Source organism: Kribbella yunnanensis, assembly GCF_039529655.1.
In the GTDB taxonomy this organism is placed as follows: Bacteria; Actinomycetota; Actinomycetes; order Propionibacteriales; family Kribbellaceae; genus Kribbella; species Kribbella yunnanensis.
The window spans coordinates 247,956-264,708 of sequence record NZ_BAAANF010000018.1; the positions used below are offsets into that span (position 1 = coordinate 247,956).

A 16,753-nucleotide genomic window follows, 5' to 3' on the forward strand; every position below is an offset into this window, starting at 1 on the left:
CGACAAAAACTGAAAGCCCTGGTCAGAAGCTCTTTTCAACGCTCGCGTTCATCGACTGCAGCTGGTTGAAGCGCCGCTCGTAGACCCGCGCCTCGAGACCCGCGTCGGTGGCGGTGACCCGGTCGAACTTGTCCGCGTACGCCGTCACGAAGCCCTTGTAGTCGATCAGGCCGTTCTTGCTGGTCTTGATCTTGGCGGTGTAGTTCAGCGCGTAGCAGGTCTTGATCGCCTCGTTGGCCGGCTTGCAGACCTCACCCTTGCCGATCACCACGTTCTGCATCCCGTTCGACTCGACGTCGACCAGGTGCTCGGCGAACCCCTTCGCGTCGTACAGCTCGGTCTGGCGGACCCAGTAGTACCCGTCGATCAGGCCGCGGACGTTGAACTGCTGCAGAATGTAGTTCTTCCCGGACTGCGTCTTCGACTTCGGGTCCGGCAGCCAGCCCTTGGCCGGCGTGAACCAGATCCCGCGGCCGACCTCGACACCGACGTCGTTCGGCCCCTTGGAGTCGTCCGGCTTCGAGTCCGCCGGCGGCGTGTACATGGTGCCGGGCGCGTCCGGGGTCTGCTCCGCGACCGGTTTGTCGTCGCCACCGCCGGTCACCAGCAGGACGACGCCGACCGCGACCAGGACGATCGCGAGCACCGCGCAGCCGATGATGATGAACTGCGACCGGTTCGACTTGGCCGGCCGGCCTTGCGGGCGGCCAGGACCCGGCCCCCAGCCGCCGGGACCCGCGGGTCCCGCGCCACCGGGGCCGCTGCCCCAGCCACCGGGTGCGGCGGCCGGCGGCGGGCCCGGAGGTGGTCCGTACTGCTGACTCATAGCTGTTCCTCGTGGTGTCGGGGGTTCGGCACAAGACCGGGGTGGTGGGGCGGGGAAGGTATCAGAAACTGTCGAGAACCGACGTCTTCATCTGGGCGGCGTCCGCCTCGGCCTTCGGCGCGAAGTCGGTGCGGGTCCGGAAGTCCAGTGCGGTGGCCACCTTGTCCTTGCGCAGGTAGACCTCCACATAGCCCTGTACGGCGACGTCCTGCCCGGCCTTGTCCTTGGCCGTGGAGGTGTAGCTCATCGCGATGCACTCCTCCAGGACGTCCTTGGGGCACGGCAGGTTCCGTTCGTCACCGAGTTTGGCGATCTCGTTCTCGGTCTCGCCCTCGATGATCGCGAGCAGGTACGCCTTCGCGGTCACGTTCTCCTTCTGGCGGACCCAGAAGAACGCCCGCGCCTCACCGTTCGGTGCGTAGGTGACGAGCTCCTTGCCCTGCTTCTCGGTCTCCAGCACACTCCAGCCCGGGACCGGTACGACGGACACTCCGAACGCGACCGGGATCGCACCGGCCGGCGGCGTGTACGACGTACTCGGCGTGGTCGGCGTCGGCGTCGTACTGGGCACCGGGTCAGCGCCCTTCTTGTCACCGCCGGACAGCAGCACCAATGCCACCGCGACCAGCGCGACGACCACCAGACCGGCGCCGATCGGCAGCAGCACCGGGGGGATCCGGGGGCCCTTCTTCACAGGCGGTGGACGACGCAGAGACGGCGGACCGACCTTGTCACCCCACGCGGACGACGTCTCGGTCGCCGGACCGTCAGGCTGCTGAGGTCCTGGTGGGACCTCGAGGTTCCACGGGGACGGCGGCAGCGCCGGTGCCGGCGCTGCCGCTGGGTCCTCGTCGGGGCCGGGTTTGCTCACCCACGGGTTGCTGTCCCCGGCCCCTTTGTCGCGTTTTCCGGTCACTGGCTCTTGAGCACCGACTGCAGCATCGCGGTGCTGTCCGGCTGCGCGGTCGAGACCTTGTCCTTGCGGGCGAGCACCCGGACCAGCGTGATGACGCCGTCGTTGCGCTCGATCACACCGACGAAGCCGACGACCTCGGTGCTGCCCTGCTGACCGGCCGACAGACCGGAGTAGGACTGCGTGATGGCGACCTTGACCGGGGTCTTGTCGTTCGCACCCGGGGTGATCCGGACCGGCTCCTTGGTCTTCACCGAGGTGTGCGCCTTGGTCTCGGCGGTCAGCAGCTTCGGCAGGACGGTGTCGGCCGTCTCGCCTTCGGCCTTGAACACCTGGACCATGAAGTAGGCCTCACCCGACTTGAGCAGGTAGACGCCCTTGAAGTCCTTCAGTTCCTTGCGCACGTAGCCCGTGGCCGGCTTCACGAAGACGCCTTCACCGACCTCGATGCCCTCGTCGACCGGCTGGCTGTTGCCGTTGTCGCCGCCGCCATTTTCCGTCGGGGTCGGCTGGACCTGCTTCTTGTCGTCGCCACCACCGAAGATCAGCGCGAGCACGATGCCGATCACCGCGACGACAACCAGACCGCCACCGGCCAGGTACAGGATCTTGCTGTTGCCCTTACCCCGCGGAGCCCCGCCGCCGTACTGCGGCTGTCCCGGGTACCCCTGCTGCTGCCCGGGGAACCCCTGCTGCTGGCCCGGATAGGGCTGCTGCCCGTACGGCGATTGCCCCGGCTGCTGCCCGTATCCCGGCTGCCCCTGGGGCTGCTGGCCGTAGCCAGGCTGACCCTGCGGCGGCTGGCCATAGCCAGGCGGCGGACCCTGCGGAGGCGGACCGTAACCGGGCGGCGGCCCCTGCGGGGGCTGCCCCTGCGGCGGCTGGCCGTATCCGGGAGGCGGACCCTGCGGAGGCGGTCCGTACCCGGGCGGCGGTCCTTGCGGCGGCTGGCCCTGCGGCCCGTAGCCAGGCGGCGGACCCTGCGGAGGCTGGCCCTGTCCGTACGGAGGTTGCTGGTTGCTCATGCCTGCGTCTCCCCAGTCGTCACGTCGTACCCACTCGCTGTCGCCGGTGCGGTCACACCACGGGCCGACTTCGGCACCGAGCGGACGGAGTTGCCACAGGCGGAGCAGAAGTCCGAGTGCGGCAGGAGCGGCATCTCACAGCGCGAGCAGAAGGCCTGGTCGCCGGAGGCGTGGTTGGAGCCACCGCGTGCGGCGGACTCCAGTGCGGCCTCGAGCAGGCCCTTGTGCAGCACGGTCCGGACCCGGATGATCAGCGCGCCCAGCAGCAACAGGCCCCAGACGACACCGAGTACGGCGCCGATCGTCGAACCGTGGCCGCCGACGAAACCGAGCAGGTAGACACCGCCCTGGAACAGCGCGTTCACCACGATGGCCTGGAGCAGACCGCTCACCCAGCGCGGCGTGAAGCCGTCGTACCCGGCGCCGAGGCCGGAGAACTCCGCACCGGCCAGGCCGGTCGCCGAACCGTAGATCAGCGGCTTGATGAATCCGTGCAGCACCACGATCGAGATCCACGTCCCGGCGCTGCTGCCCGGACCGGCGAAGCCGCCGCTGATCCAGCCCCAGTGCAGGACGAGCGTCTCGAAACACGCGTACCCGACGCCGGCCACGACACCGAAGGTGAAGCCGTCCATCAGGTCGTCGTACCGCGGCCGCGAGGCCAGGTAGAGCGGGCCGACCTGGCGGATGAGCTCCGACACGACCGGCACAAGCAGAAGCAGGATCAGCAGATCGCGCCCCGACGGGCCGATGTCGTTCGACCCGATGGTGTCGGTGGACAGCGCGATGTTGTCCGACCACAGCCAGGTGAAGACGGCCGCGAGTACGCCGGTCAGCACGAAGGCCGCCGCGACGACCGGGATCGGCTCGTCCTCCCACAGGTTCACGTCGTACAGATAGAGGATGTAGACGATCGGCACCGAGAAGGCCGCCACCATGATCGCCACCGGCAGCGCACCGAGGGCGGCCGTCACGACGGTCAGCAGCAGCGCGATGCCGAGTGCGACCTTGTACGTGTAGGGCTGCTTACCCGAGCCCTGCGGCATGATCGTGGAGACCAACTTGAACGACGCGACCGACTCATCGGGCCTCGCCGCGTACGCGTTCTTCCGCTCCGTGTCCCCGGACCGCAGGTCGTTGCCACAGTGGTGGCAGTACCGCGAGACCTCGGGGACGTCAGAGTTGCAGCGCGGACACACCACGCCATCCTCCCTACTTCGGGACTTCAGGGCTTTCGGACCGGACAGATTCTCGTACAACCGATCCCGGAAACATCATTTACCGCGCAGGGGTCACGCTTTCGTGTCCGGACCGTGCCCTGCGCGCTCCCGCAACGTGGTCCACACCTCATCGAGCCGGGTGTCCAGCTCGGCCAGCGTTCCGGCGTTCTCGACGACCACGTCGGCGACGGCCAGTCGCTGCTCCCGCGTTGCCTGGCTGGCGATCCGCTGCTCGGCCTCGGATTCCGCCATACCTCGTTGCTGCGTCAGCCTTTCCAGCTGAACAGCAGCCGGTACGTCGACCACGAGCACCACGTCGAAGCGGTCGGCCTGGCCAGTCTCGACCAGCAACGGAATGTCGTGCACCACGATCGCGTCGTCGGACGCGGCCGCCTCGATCTCAGCGGCCCGGGCCCGCACCCGCGGATGAATGATCGCCTCGAGCCGGCGTCGCGCCTCGGCGTCGCCGAAGACGATCCGCCCGACCGCCGGTCGATCCATCTCCCCGTCAGCAGTCAGCACCTCGGGCCCGAACGCGGCCACCACCTCGGCCAGTCCATCGGTCCCGGAAGCCACCACCTCGCGCGCCAGCACGTCGGAATCGATCACGATCGCACCCCGCGCCGCCAGCCGCGACGACACCGCACTCTTGCCGGCGCCGATTCCTCCAGTCAGTCCAACTCGTAGCACGCGACCTACTATGACTTATGGGGTGGAGACGGCGGCGCCGGGACCTGCGCGAGCTAGAGCACGTCCAGTTGATGGCAGAAGAGGACGCGATCGTATTCGGCGAGGAGCTGACGCGATTCGGTGACGCGCATGAGCTCGATGCGGACGCCCGGCACGACTACCAGACCGCGTTGGACGCCTATGAAAGCGCGAAACGGCTCGTCGACAAGCTGAAGTCCGTCGAGGCGATCAGTGCGGTGATCGACACCCTCACCGCCGGTCGGTACGCCCTCGCCTGCGCTCGAGCCCGAGTCGACGGCCTTCCGCTGCCAGAGCGCCGTACGCCGTGCTTCTTCAACCCGCAGCACGGACCGGCGAGCCTGGACGTGGTGTGGACGCCGCGCAGCGGCGCGACACGACGGGTACCGGCATGTGCGCAGGACGCGGCGCGGATCAAGGCCGGTGAGGACCCGCCGGTCCGCATGGTCCGGTACGGCGAACAGCAGGTGCCGGCCTGGGAAGCGGGCACGCCGAACGAGCCGTACCGAATCGGGTTCTTCACCTCCAGTACCGCGCGGGCCACGGTGATCGAGCTGAAGACCCGGATGAAGGGTGAGGGCGGCGGCACCTGGGGCAACGGCTTCCGCAAGCCCACCCACCGCGGCCCGTAGACGTGCAGGACCCCCGCAACCCGAAGGATGCGAGGGTCCTGGCAGTCAGCTAACTGATCAGCCCTGGCCGGTCAGCTTCTCACGCAGTGCCTGCAGTGCCTCGTCGGAAGCGAGCGCGCCCTCGGCGGGAGCGTCGTCCTTCGGAGCAGCGCTGCCGCCACCGGTGGCCGAGGAGTACGTGGAGGCCTCGCCGGCCTCGACGTCCGCCGTCTTGGCGTCCTCGATCTGCTTCTTGTGGGCCTCCCAGCGCAGGTGGGCCTCGGCGTACTGCCGCTCCCACTCCTCACGCTGAGCATCGAAGCCCTCGAGCCACTCGCCCGTCTCCGGGTCGAAGCCGTCGGGGTAGATGTAGTTGCCCTGCTCGTCGTACGTCGCCGCCATGCCGTACAGCGTGGGGTCGAAGTCGTCGGAGACCGGGTCGACACCCTCGTTGGCCTGCTTCAGCGACAGCGAGATCCGGCGCCGCTCGAGGTCGATGTCGATGATCTTGACCATCACGTCGTCGTTCACCTGGACGACCTGCTCCGGGATCTCGACGTGACGCTCGGCCAGCTCGGAGATGTGCACCAGACCCTCGATGCCCTCCTCCACGCGGACGAACGCACCGAAGGGCACCAGCTTGGTGACCTTACCCGGGACGATCTGGCCCATCTGGTGGGTCCGGGCGAACTGCTGCCACGGGTCTTCCTGGGTCGCCTTCAGCGACAGCGAGACGCGCTCGCGGTCCATGTCGACGTCCAGCACCTCGACGGTGACCTCCTGGCCGACCTCGACAACCTCGGTCGGGTGGTCGATGTGCTTCCAGGACAGCTCCGAGACGTGCACCAGACCGTCGACGCCGCCGAGGTCCACGAACGCACCGAAGTTGACGATCGAGGAGACGACACCCTTGCGGATCTGGCCCTTCTGCAGCTGGGTGAGGAAGTTCATCCGCACCTCGGACTGCGTCTGCTCCAGCCACGCCCGGCGCGACAGGACCACGTTGTTGCGGTTCTTGTCGAGCTCGATGATCTTGGCCTCGATCTCCTGGCCGACGTACGGCTGGAGGTCGCGGACGCGACGCATCTCGACGAGCGAGGCCGGCAGGAAGCCACGGAGGCCGATGTCCAGGATGAGACCACCCTTGACGACCTCGATGACGGTACCGGTGACGACGCCGTCCTCTTCCTTGATCTTCTCGATCGTGCCCCAGGCCTTCTCGTACTGGGCGCGCTTCTTCGAGAGGATCAGGCGGCCTTCTTTGTCCTCCTTCTGGAGAACCAGGGCCTCGACGTGATCGCCGACGTTGACGACCTCGTTCGGGTCGACGTCGTGCTTGATCGACAGCTCGCGGGAGGGGATCACGCCTTCGGTCTTGTAACCGATGTCGAGGAGAACCTCGTCCCGGTCGACCTTGACGATGGTGCCCTCAACGATGTCGCCGTCGTTGAAGTACTTGATGGTCTGATCGATCGCCGCGAGGAAGTCTTCCTCCGACCCGATGTCATTGACCGCTACCTGCGGGGTGGTGCGAACTGCGGGGTCGAGAGGTGCCTCGATGCTGGCCGTCATGTGGTGGGTTGCTCCGTGGACTGGTGGTCTCGTCAGGTTGCGTATGAGCCGTTGGATCGCACCACACCGCTGGACTGCCTGGAGAGCACAGATTCACCACCGACAAGCTGCGAGCACGAGCCTGCTCCGTCCGAGGTCGCGCAGGCCCATAGCGCATCTCACAGAATACCGGTCTTGACGGAGGCAACACAACCTGGGGCACCCGGTCGGCACCGGGCACCCGCCGAGGTCTCCCGACGTACCACTCAGCTCAATGTACGACCTCCAGGTCAGGACGGTCTCCGGACAGGGTCCGCGTGTCCGCCATCCGGTACACCAGAGCCGCCGCAGCGGCCGCGACCGGGTTGTCCGCCGCCCGCGAGGCGAGCTCGAGCAGAGCCCACAGATCGGCGGCCCGGCCGAGGTCCACGAGCGGCTCCGGAAGCTCGACTCCACTCCCCCGTAGCCCGCTCAGGACCGCGCCGGCGAACACCGGGTCCGTCTCGAACCGCAGCAGGTTGCCAAGATCGGCGTACGGCGAACCTGCGAACGAGAACTCCCAGTCGATCAGGCCGGTGATGCGGGCGGTGTCCGGGTCCACCAGCAGGTTCTTCGGGTTGAAGTCGCTGTGAACCAGACAGAACCGATTCTGGGCGCCATCCAGGAGGTCTTCGGCCTCCGCGAACACCTCCGCGAGACCGCCGTACGCGACACCGAGGCCGGCGGCGTACTCCTCCAGGTCACCCGGACCGAACGGCTCGACGGTCAGCTCGCCGCCCCGGAACATGCCCGCGGTCAGGAACGGCATCCCGCTCAGCCGGGCCAGCAACTCCCCCAGCTGAGCGCCGACCTTCCGCCGTTCGTCCGGACCGGCCGTCTCCAGATAGACCTGCAGGTTCACGCCTGGCAGGCGCTCCATCAGCAAGTACGGCGGGTCCTCCAGCGACCCTTCGCGCTTCAGATCGAGGATCCGCGGTACCGGCAGCAACCCGCGCACGAGCTGCAGCAGAGCCGCATCGACGACCGCCCGATCCGGATCCTTCACGTACAGCTTCAGCACCGCTTCCTCGCCGCCGGCGGTTACCGCGTAGGTCTGCCCCTGGTAACCGCCGGTCAGCGGAACTGCACTTGCCGCTAGTCCATCCACCCGCCCGATCCTGCCATCGCCGCCAAAACCGTCGGTACTGCGTTGCGCAGCCCGGCCGCGTTCGGATGCAGCGGCACGAGGCCGTTGGTCGTCACACTCGGGATCAGCCCTTCGATCCACCGTGTCCCGGCCGGCTTGCACATGTCGTGTCCAACGCTCGGCGTGGCCAGATCGACGTACGTCGCTCCGTGCGCGCTCGCCTGTTCCGCCATCCGGCGGTTGAGCCGGGTCAGCGCCGACTGGAGGTAGTCGGCATCCGCGGCCCACACCGGCACGACCGGCCAGCAGCCGCCCTTCCGGATCCCGGTCGGGTAGCCGACCATCAGGATCTTTGCCTGTGGCGCCCGCTGCCGGATCTGCTCGATCACAGTCCCGTACGTCGGCGCGAACGCGTCGATCTTCTGCGCCAACTTGTCCACACCACCTGTGGTGTTGGTCGCCTTGCACGAGGTCCCGACCGGCTGCGGCAGCAGGTTCACGCAGGAGAACGCGAGCCCGACCAGCCCGATGTCGTTGCCGCCGATCCCGACCGAGACCAGCGTGGTGTCCGCGCTCAGAGCGTCGTACTGCGGTGCTGCCGTGCCGAGGATGATGCCCGGCTGTGGATTCGCGAAGTGCGCGGTCGTCGCCGCGCCACAGGTGACGTCGCGGAACTTGGCGGGCTGCACCTGCGCGGCGATCAGGGACGCGTAGTTGACCGCCGAGCGCGCACAGGTCAGCGGCTCCTTGGCCGGCAACACGAGCGAACCCGCGGCGAACGAGTCGCCCATCGCCACATAGACCAGCGGCGGAGCCGCCATCGCCGGCAGCGGCGTCAGCCCACTGGCGAGCAGTCCGGTCGCTACCGCCACCGCTATCAAGGTTCTCTTCATGCCGCCGCCTTTGACGTTAAGTGACCAACCAGTAACAGACCACGATGAGGAGCTTTCAGCTTTTCGGCAAGACCTCGGCGGCGTTTGCTTTATTTACGCTACCGCCGTAGCGTAAAGGCCATGACACGGGGACGGCCGCGAGACACCGCGATCGAGGGCAGGCTGCTCGCAGCCGCGGCCGAAGAGCTGCGGCACGGCGGGTACGACGGTTTGTCGATCGACCGGGTCGCCGAGCGGGCCGGGGTCGCCAAGACCACGCTGTACCGGCGTTGGGCGTCCAAGGCCGAGCTCGTCGTCGCACTGATCGCGATGATGCGCGAGGAGATCCCGTTCGAGCCGTCCGATGATCCGCGGGCCGATCTGACCGCACTGGTCACCGCGATCGCCGCAGGTCTGTCCGAGACGCCGACCACTTTGATCGCCGATCTCGCGGCCGCAGCCGCCCGTGAGCCGCGCGTCGGCGAGAGCGTCCGCGCCCTCTGGGCGGAGCGGCACGGAGCCGTCACCGCTGTCGTGGCGAAGGCGCAGGAGGCCGGGCTCGTGCTCGACCATGTCGCGCCCGCCCTACTGGTCGACCAACTGGTCGGCCCGCTGTACTACCGGCTCCTGGTCACGCAAGAGCCGCTCACCCCTGAATACGCTCGGACGCTGGTGCTCAGCGTCCTTGGACCTGAGGAGTCCCCGTGAAACGTCGCCTGCTGGTAGGCCTTGGCGTCTTTGTTCTGCTGCTGGCCGGCTACACCACCTACACGATCGTCCGCCCGACGGTTCTGCGCACCGAGGTCGAGATCAACGCCTCCCCCGACCAGGTCTGGACAGTGCTGACCGACCGCGAGCACTACCCGGCCTGGAACCCGTTCATCGTCTCCTCGACCGGTCCGCTCGCCGTCGGCGGCACGATCACCAACGTGCTGCGCGACACCAAGGGCGCGGAGACGACGTTCACGCCCAAGCTGCTGGCGGTCCAGCCCGGCCGCGAACTGCGCTGGATCGGCCGGATCGGATTCGGCGGGATCTTCGACGGTGAGCACGCGTTCCGGATCGAGGCGCTGCCCGACGGGCGGTCGAAGCTGATCCAGGAGGAGATCTTCCGCGGCGCCGCCGTACCGTTCACGGCCGGCATGCTGCGCGACACGATCGAGCCACAGTTCCGCGCGATGAACCAGGCGATCGCGACGCGGGCGGCCGAAGCTCGCTAGAGTCACCGCGTGGTCGAGCCGCAACGTATCGAGCTGACCGAAGCCGAGAGCTCTCAGGCCAGCCGAACCTACTGGAACTCCGCCGCCGCCCAGTACCTCGAGGACCACGGCGACTTCCTCGGCGACGACCGGTTCATCTGGGGTCCCGAGGGTGTCGACGAGGAGTCCGCGCAGCTGCTCGGACCGGTGCGTGGCAAGCGCATCCTCGAGGTCGGCTGCGGCGCAGCCCAGTGTGCGCGCTGGCTGGTGGGCCAAGGCGCCGATGTCGTTGCCTTCGACATCTCGCTGGAGCAACTGCGGCTCGCGCGGGAGCTGGACGTCCGGACCGGTACCGCGGTCCGGACGGTCGCTGCCGATGCGACGGCACTCCCCTACGCCAACGCCACGTTCGACATCGTGTGCTCGGCGTTCGGTGCGCTGCCGTTCGTGGCCGACGCGGGGACCGCACTGCGCGAGATCGCCCGCACTCTCAAACCTGAGGGCCTGCTGGTCTTCTCGGTGACCCATCCGTTCCGCTGGACGATGCCCGACGACCCGTACGCCGGCGGTCTGCGGATCGACAAGCCGTACTTCGACCGGACGCCGTACGTCGAGGTCGACGACGCCGGTACGCCGGTCTACGTGGAGCATCACCGGACGATCGGTGACTGGATTCGTGCGCTGACCGAGTCCGGCTTCGTGGTCGACGATCTGCTCGAACCGGAGTGGCCTGCCGGTCACACGCTGGTCTGGGGTGGCTGGGGTCCGCATCGCGGCCGCTACGTCCCCGGTACGGCGATCTGGTCGGCCCGCAAGGAGGCCTGTGCATGAGAGGACTGGGGATGACGCGCCACAGGTTCCCGGCACTCGACGGTCTGAGGGTTATGGCCGCGCTGGCGGTGCTGACTGCACAGGTCGCTCTGCACAGCGATGCCGGAGCGCTCGCTGGTCTGCTGTCGCGGCTTGACGTCGGCGCTGCGGTCTTCTGCGCGATCTCCGGCTTCCTGCTCTACCGGCCGCACGTGGTGGCGTGGTTCGAGGGCACCCTGCCGCCGCTGACACTGCCCTACCTGCGGAAGCGGGCCGTGCGAATCCTGCCCGTGCTGTGGGTCGCCGTACTGCTCGCTGCGGTGCTGCTGCACTCGGCTGACTGGTCGACGTACCTGCAGCACGCGACGCTCACGCAGGTGTACTTCGAGGGTTCGCCAGCGCCCGGTCTCACGCAGCTGTGGAGTCTGGCTGCGATCGCAGCGTTCTACGTGATCCTCCCGGCGCTGGCCAAGCTCCTGACCGGGTACGAGCGTCCGACCCGGCGCAGTGTCCGTTGGCGGCTGACCGTGCTCGCGGGGCTCACTGTGCTCGGCCCGGTGTGGATGACCGTGATGGCCGCGACACATCACCCGAACGCCGGGCTCTGGCTGCCCGGGTACCTCGGCTGGTTCGCGGTCGGCATGGGCTTCGCGCTGTGGCAGGTCGCTCGCAGCACCGGCCGGCTCGGCTCGTCGGCCCTCGACATCCTCACCACGATCCCCGGGACCGTCTGGGGTGTCGCAGCCGCGCTCCTCCTGCTTGCCGCGACTCCGCTGGCCGGTCCATACGATCAATCGCCCGCCACCCCCGGCCAGACCGCAGTGAAGAGCCTGCTCTACACCGGCATCGCGGCCTGTGCGCTGTTCCCGGCCTTGGCCCCGAGCGCTCGTACTGCGCACTACCTGGGCGGCAGACCGGCTCGTCTGGCCGGCAACCTCACGTACGGCGTGTTCGCGTACCAGGTGATCGCGCTGACGCTGCTCGAGCGCATCAGCACGCAGTTCGTGTTCCTGTTCGTTACGACTCTGCTCGCGTCCATCGGGCTCGCTGCAGCCAGCTACTACACCATGGAGCGGCCTTTAGCTGGTGTCCGGACCGACGGGTCCGGCGCCGGTAGAACACCGCCATCGCCATCACGGCGAGCACTCCAAGCGAGCCGACCAGGAGACCGGCCCGATACGCCCGGTCCGGCATGAACCGTGCGTTGACCAGCTGCTCCTCACCTGCGGGCAGTACCCAGCCCTGCTGCCAGCCCGCGACTCGGATCGGCGTCAGCTTGCGCCCACTGCCGTCGTACGCGACCCAGCCCTTGTTGTAGTTCTGTGCGACGGTCAAGACCGACGGCTTACTCGATGCCGGTACCTCGAGGGTCAGCGCGGCCGGGTTCGGCCGCCACACGTTCACACCGTGCACCGGCGTCACGGACACGTCGCCGAAGCCTGCCTTGGTCAGCGTGACCTCAGTCGGGACCAGACCGCCGTTCGTCAGCACATCGACCTCGTGCCGCCCGGCCTGCAGTACGACGGGTCCCGCATCGCAACTGGTGAACGCGACCGGACGCCGCTGCAGGAGGTCCCGCATCGAGCCGGTCACTCGCGTCATGGTCGGCTTGCCGTCCACCTTGACCACCGGCCCGGACCCGCAGGACTCCCCGACCCGGTTGTCGAGCCGTAGCGCCTGCCGCAGCTCGTCGGCACCGACGACGCGAATCTCCGAGATCGCTACCGGCTTGTCGGTCCGGGCGAAACGCATCTCGACCGTGCGAGCCAGCCGCTCCCCGAAGCGCACGTAGCCGTCCGCATCCAGCTTGCTGACCGTGGCCGGACCACCGTCGAAGCTGAGCGAGACTTCGGCGGGTGCAGGCGCTGCTTCGGTCCGGAACTGCAGCCCACTCAACTTCCTCGCGGTCGGCAAGGTCAGCGTCAGGATCGGATCGCGGTCTGCGGCGTCCGCAACCCAAGTGGTGGTGATGTCCTGGTCGACGACGGCACCCGGCCGCCCTTCCGGTGCAGCGACCGCACGGGACGACGCCTTGACTCCGATCGGCCCCGACAGCAGTCGATCGAGCGCAGGCCCGTCCTGCGGCAGCGCCGTACCTTTCAGCTCGTACGACGCGGTCTGCGGCAGATCGACGGTTCGCAGCAAACCACCTGGCTCATCCGCGTCACGCGCCGTACTCGGCTGACACACCGACCGGCCGGCTACATGCGCGCAAGCGGAGCGTCCGATCTGCGGGTTCCTGAGCACCAGTGCGCTCGGCTGCCGATCGGCCGCGGGCAACTCGACCCGCTCGGCCCGACTGCCCGCCGGCTGGTCCACACCGAGCGCTCGACGCTGCAGTCCGTCGGTCTGGATCAGCGGCAGCTGCCCGAGCGCCTCACTCACGTCAGAGCCGGTGATCGCCTCCCGGTCGCCGCCCAGCGCCGACAACACCGCCGGTACGTCGCTCGTGGCGCCACGCACCTCGACGAATCGCGACTCCGGGATCAGCCGGGCGACATTCACCCCACCGACGTCGTAGATCTCCACACTCGGGTAGTCCCCGACCGCCGGACCGAAATGCGCGACTCGCTTCAGACCCGCCTCGTCCAGCGTCTCGTGAACGACCGCAGCAGGAGGTACTCCGGCAGCACGGTCGTTGCGGATGACGACGTACCGGACGCCGGCGTGGGTCAGGGCCTGCTGGAACGTACGGTCGCCGATGCCTGAGGCGAGACGGCGCTCCACCTCGTCATCGAGCCACTGCGGCTGACCGGTCGGTACGACGAGCACGTTGCCGCTCGTGTTCTGCTTCTCGATCCATGGTCGCCACTGGTCGGCGTCCAGGTCATCGACTTCACCGCGCGGCTGGACGAACGCGGCCGAGCGGTCGGCTGGGGTGCCGTACTGCACGACCAGCAGCAGCGGGACGAGCCACCAGACCGAGACGGCGACGACGCAGCCAAGCCAGCCCGCGGCGACCTTGAGTGTCCAGCGGTCGCGGCGCCGGGTGAGCAACCAGACGATCGGGAGGACCAGTGTCAGCCCGGCCGCGACCGGGTCCGCTCCACCGATCAGTGCGAACGCCATGGCCGACCAGCCGACCCGCCACCAGCCTGACCGCGCCCGGGGCGTCACCAACGGCAACAGCACCCAGGGAGCCATGGCCAGCGGCCACACTTCCGCTGAGCTGATCGACATGCCGCTGAGGAGGAGTGGGCTCAGGGCGTAGAGCAGTGCGACGGCGAACCGCGTCCAGGGCACGCCATACCGCCAGGCGTTGGCCAGCTTCCACACGCCGAGGAATGCGACGCACAGCACCACGCACCACCAGAGCCGTTGCCCGACCCAGTCCGGCATCGACACCGCATGCATCAGCCACTGAAACGGGCCGATCGGCAGCAGGTAGCCGAAGGACTGACTCTGCAGCTGTCCCAGCGCACTGTCCGGGTCCCAGAGGTGCAGTGCGCCCCGCAGCAGCGCAGTCGGGTCGTTGACTCTGGAACCAGGTGCAACTGGTCCCGGTGCGTGGTGGAAACAGAGTGCCGACAGCAACAGACAGCCCAGCACGAGCCTCGCTCGCCAGACCACCTGCTCGGACGTTCCTGCCTTCAGCACAGGCGGACCCTAACGGATCAGAGGCGCTCAATCGCTGGGCGTGGCCATAGTGATATGGAACTCCCAGGCCCGTACGGTTGGGGGCGATGAATTCCGTCACAGAGCCGAGGCTCAGCTTCCTGCGCAGTGCCACCGTCGTCGCGGTCGGCATGGCGATCATGAACGTCGCCGCCTACGGCTTCACGCTGATCGGAACGCACCGGCTCGTGCCGGAGCAGTTCGGTGCGATCACTGCGCTGCTCGGGCTGCTGCTGATCGGCAACGTGGCCTCGCTCGGCCTGCAGGCCACCGGTGCGCGCCGGCTCGCCACGCACGCCGACGACGGCTCGCTGGCACACGCCATGCTGCAGGCAGGTCGCCGTACGGCGGTCGGCCTCACCGTGGTCTGTCTGCTCGCCACACCGCTGTTCATGTGGCTGCTGCACATCGACTCGATCGTCGCGGTCGTCCTGCTCGCGCCAACGCTCGCTGGGCTGACTCTGATGGGCTCCCAGCTCGGCGTCCTCCAGGGCAGCCAGCGCTGGACCGAACTGGCCGCGGTGTACACCTCGGTCGGGATCGGCCGGCTGGTGCTCGGCGGTGGTGCGCTGCTGATCCACCCGTCGCTGGACTCGGCGATGATCGGGCTCGCGCTCGGCGCCGCCGTACCGGCTGTGCTGGGCAGCGTTCTGCTGCGTGGTGCGGCCGGTGGGACACGTCCGCTGGTCAAGGAGGTACTGCGGGAGACCGCGCACGGCACCCACGTTCTGCTCGCGTTCTTCGTGATCGCGAATGCCGACGTGCTGCTGGCCCGCGGTCTGCTCGACGGACAGCACAGCGGGTACTACGCGGCCGGAGTGATCGTGGCCAAGGCCTGCCTGTTCCTCCCGCAGTTCGTGATCGTCATCGTGTTCCCGTCCCTGGCCAACTCCCCCGGTGACACGGTCAAGCTCCGCCGCGCGATCCTCGCGGTCGCCGGTCTCGGCGTGTGCACAGTCGTCGGAACGCTCGTCCTGCCGGACCTGGTGGTCGCGGTGATCGGTGGGCCGGAGAAGTACGCGACACTCGGCCCGTTCACCTGGATGTTCGCGATCGCGGGCTCGGCGTACGCCGTACTGCAGATGGTCGTGTACGCCGCCATCGCGCAACAGGAGAAGCGCGCCGCCCTGCTGATCTGGGCCGGCCTGATCGTGCTCGCCGTCACCGCCGCCATCGTCCTGTCGAACGGCATGACCGGCGTCAAGACCCTGGTCGCCCTCACCAGTGGCTGCGCCCTGCTACTGGCTGTGGCGCTCGCGGCCGGCCTGCATCGACAGGCCGGCCGTGAGCAGCCGTCACCAGAGGCTTGATTTCGCGAACTTGCGGGCCAGGGTGTTGGCGATGACCAGTAGCACCAGGCCGATGACCGAGCGGAAGAGCCCGATCGCGGCCGCGTAGCTGAACTGCGGGACCTCGGAGGCGAAGCCGAGTTTGTAGACGTAGGTGTCGAGTACTTCGGACGTCTGCAGGTTCAGGGTGTTCTGCAGCAGCAGGACCTTCTCGAAGCCGGCGGTCATGATCGTGCCGATGTTGAGGATCAGCAGGATCACCGCGACCGGGCGGATCGCCGGGAGGTCGATGTGCCAGACGCGGCGGAGTCGGGAGGCGCCGTCGACGATCGCTGCTTCGTGCAGCTCCGGGGAGACGCTGGTCAGCGCGGCCAGGTAGATGATCGCCGAGAAGCCCATCGTCTGCCAGGAGCTGGACCAGACATAGAGGTGCCGGAAGTAGTCCGGGTTGTTGAGTACGTCGATCGGCCCGGCCCCGAAGATCCCGAGCAGCTGGTTCAGTACGCCGGTGTTCGGGTCGACGAGGACGACGATGATGCCGACCACGACCACCGTGGAGATGAAGTGCGGTGCGTAGGTGATGAGCTGCACCGACCGGCGGTACCACTTGCGGCGGGCCATGTTCAGACCGAGGGCCAGCAGGATCGGCGGCCAGAACGTCGCGAAGAGTTCGTAGACCTGCAGTACCAGCGTGTTCTTGATCAGCCGCCCGAACTGGTACGACTCGACGAACCGCTCGAAGTGTTTGAACCCGACCCAGCGACTGCCCAGGATCCCGTCGATCACGTTGTAGTCCTTGAACGCGATGATCGCGCCGTACATCGGCCAGTAGGCGAAGATCGCCAGCCAGATCAGCGGGACCGCCAGCATCGCGTACAACTGCCAGTTCCGCCGCATCCGCGTCCCCAGCGACACAGCCTGCTTCCGCGGCCGCGGCTGAGCCCCGCTGCGCGCGGGAGTACGTCGTACCAAAGTGTCGATGGCCATC

At 68.0% G+C, this 16,753-nt stretch carries 15 protein-coding genes and 1 pseudogene; 6 read left to right on the forward strand and 10 right to left on the reverse strand.

Translation table 11 applies throughout. From position 1 onward, the window contains the following. Positions 1 to 22: 22 nt before the first annotated feature. From ABD231_RS28820 to coaE, 5 genes are all read right to left on the reverse strand, one after another. On the reverse strand, positions 23 to 826 hold the full coding sequence (locus ABD231_RS28820) for a hypothetical protein (RefSeq protein WP_344158710.1): 804 nt from the start codon (positions 824 to 826) through the stop codon (positions 23 to 25). A 61-nt stretch (positions 827 to 887) separates the two neighbouring features. Continuing rightward, positions 888 to 1,697: a hypothetical protein gene (locus tag ABD231_RS28825; RefSeq protein ID WP_344158712.1), complete on the reverse strand. Its 810-nt coding sequence runs from the start codon at positions 1,695 to 1,697 to the stop codon at positions 888 to 890. 41 nt (positions 1,698 to 1,738) lie between these two features. Beyond that, the gene (locus ABD231_RS28830; RefSeq protein WP_344158714.1) at positions 1,739 to 2,764 is read right to left on the reverse strand and encodes a hypothetical protein; all 1,026 of its coding nucleotides are present in this window, start codon (positions 2,762 to 2,764) and stop codon (positions 1,739 to 1,741) included. Next, entirely contained in the window at positions 2,761 to 3,966 is a 1,206-nt protein-coding gene (locus tag ABD231_RS28835; protein ID WP_344158716.1) for a PrsW family glutamic-type intramembrane protease, read from the reverse strand. Before ABD231_RS28835 ends, ABD231_RS28830 begins: the two co-directional genes overlap by 4 nt. Positions 3,967 to 4,056: 90 nt before the next feature. After that, entirely contained in the window at positions 4,057 to 4,674 is a 618-nt protein-coding gene (gene coaE / locus ABD231_RS28840; protein ID WP_344158718.1) for a dephospho-CoA kinase, read from the reverse strand. Between the two features lie 17 nt (positions 4,675 to 4,691). Between coaE and ABD231_RS28845 the strand changes: the two genes are divergently transcribed. Then, positions 4,692 to 5,324 (forward strand): hypothetical protein, encoded by a 633-nt coding sequence (locus ABD231_RS28845; RefSeq protein WP_344158720.1) that lies wholly within the window; start codon positions 4,692 to 4,694, stop codon positions 5,322 to 5,324. 57 nt (positions 5,325 to 5,381) lie between these two features. Here ABD231_RS28845 and rpsA read toward each other — a convergent pair whose 3' ends face one another. The 3 genes from rpsA to ABD231_RS28860 form a co-directional block, all read right to left on the reverse strand. Continuing rightward, positions 5,382 to 6,875, reverse strand: coding sequence for a 30S ribosomal protein S1 (rpsA, locus tag ABD231_RS28850; RefSeq protein WP_344158722.1), 1,494 nt, complete (start codon positions 6,873 to 6,875; stop codon positions 5,382 to 5,384). A 250-nt stretch (positions 6,876 to 7,125) separates the two neighbouring features. Continuing rightward, positions 7,126 to 8,001: a phosphotransferase family protein gene (locus tag ABD231_RS28855; protein WP_344158724.1), complete on the reverse strand. Its 876-nt coding sequence runs from the start codon at positions 7,999 to 8,001 to the stop codon at positions 7,126 to 7,128. Beyond that, complete coding sequence (locus ABD231_RS28860; protein ID WP_344158726.1) at positions 7,989 to 8,873, reverse strand: SGNH/GDSL hydrolase family protein; 885 nt, start codon at positions 8,871 to 8,873, stop codon at positions 7,989 to 7,991. The genes ABD231_RS28855 and ABD231_RS28860 overlap by 13 nt, the downstream gene beginning before the upstream one ends. Positions 8,874 to 8,993: 120 nt before the next feature. On the opposite strand from ABD231_RS28860, the gene ABD231_RS28865 reads away from it, so the two are divergent. The 4 genes from ABD231_RS28865 to ABD231_RS28880 are packed head-to-tail and all read left to right on the forward strand — an operon-like array spanning position 8,994 to position 12,057. Then, positions 8,994 to 9,560 carry a TetR/AcrR family transcriptional regulator gene (locus tag ABD231_RS28865; RefSeq protein ID WP_344158728.1) on the forward strand — a complete coding sequence of 189 codons (567 nt, stop codon included), beginning with the start codon at positions 8,994 to 8,996 and terminating at the stop codon, positions 9,558 to 9,560. After that, positions 9,557 to 10,072 (forward strand): SRPBCC family protein, encoded by a 516-nt coding sequence (locus tag ABD231_RS28870; protein WP_344158730.1) that lies wholly within the window; start codon positions 9,557 to 9,559, stop codon positions 10,070 to 10,072. The genes ABD231_RS28865 and ABD231_RS28870 overlap by 4 nt, the downstream gene beginning before the upstream one ends. Before the next feature lie 9 nt (positions 10,073 to 10,081). After that, positions 10,082 to 10,882 carry a class I SAM-dependent methyltransferase gene (locus tag ABD231_RS28875; RefSeq protein WP_344158732.1) on the forward strand — a complete coding sequence of 267 codons (801 nt, stop codon included), beginning with the start codon at positions 10,082 to 10,084 and terminating at the stop codon, positions 10,880 to 10,882. A gap of 11 nt (positions 10,883 to 10,893) precedes the next feature. Then, positions 10,894 to 12,057: an acyltransferase family protein gene (locus tag ABD231_RS28880; RefSeq protein ID WP_344158734.1), complete on the forward strand. Its 1,164-nt coding sequence runs from the start codon at positions 10,894 to 10,896 to the stop codon at positions 12,055 to 12,057. Between the two features lie 547 nt (positions 12,058 to 12,604). Here ABD231_RS28880 and ABD231_RS28885 read toward each other — a convergent pair. Then, positions 12,605 to 14,458 (reverse strand): annotated as a pseudogene (locus ABD231_RS28885) (alpha-(1->3)-arabinofuranosyltransferase domain-containing protein); the annotation flags it as partial. An 86-nt stretch (positions 14,459 to 14,544) separates the two neighbouring features. On the opposite strand from ABD231_RS28885, the gene ABD231_RS28890 reads away from it, so the two are divergent. After that, complete coding sequence (locus ABD231_RS28890) at positions 14,545 to 15,786, forward strand: lipopolysaccharide biosynthesis protein (protein WP_344158736.1); 1,242 nt, start codon at positions 14,545 to 14,547, stop codon at positions 15,784 to 15,786. Here the strand turns inward: ABD231_RS28890 and ABD231_RS28895 are convergent. Beyond that, on the reverse strand, positions 15,772 to 16,752 hold the full coding sequence (locus ABD231_RS28895) for an ABC transporter permease (protein ID WP_344158738.1): 981 nt from the start codon (positions 16,750 to 16,752) through the stop codon (positions 15,772 to 15,774). The genes ABD231_RS28890 and ABD231_RS28895 overlap by 15 nt on opposite strands. Position 16,753 lies beyond the last annotated feature (1 nt).

Coding starts and splice junctions, on each gene's coding strand:
- ABD231_RS28845 (WP_344158720.1), top strand. CDS start 4,692: ATGGGGTGGAGACGGCGGCGCCGGGACCTGCGCGAGCTAGAGCACGTC.
- ABD231_RS28830 (WP_344158714.1), bottom strand. CDS start 2,764: ATGAGCAACCAGCAACCTCCGTACGGACAGGGCCAGCCTCCGCAGGGT.
- ABD231_RS28865 (WP_344158728.1), top strand. CDS start 8,994: ATGACACGGGGACGGCCGCGAGACACCGCGATCGAGGGCAGGCTGCTC.
- ABD231_RS28820 (WP_344158710.1), bottom strand. CDS start 826: ATGAGTCAGCAGTACGGACCACCTCCGGGCCCGCCGCCGGCCGCCGCA.
- ABD231_RS28880 (WP_344158734.1), top strand. CDS start 10,894: ATGACGCGCCACAGGTTCCCGGCACTCGACGGTCTGAGGGTTATGGCC.
- ABD231_RS28895 (WP_344158738.1), bottom strand. CDS start 16,752: ATGGCCATCGACACTTTGGTACGACGTACTCCCGCGCGCAGCGGGGCT.
- ABD231_RS28860 (WP_344158726.1), bottom strand. CDS start 8,873: ATGAAGAGAACCTTGATAGCGGTGGCGGTAGCGACCGGACTGCTCGCC.
- ABD231_RS28890 (WP_344158736.1), top strand. CDS start 14,545: ATGAATTCCGTCACAGAGCCGAGGCTCAGCTTCCTGCGCAGTGCCACC.
- rpsA (WP_344158722.1), bottom strand. CDS start 6,875: ATGACGGCCAGCATCGAGGCACCTCTCGACCCCGCAGTTCGCACCACC.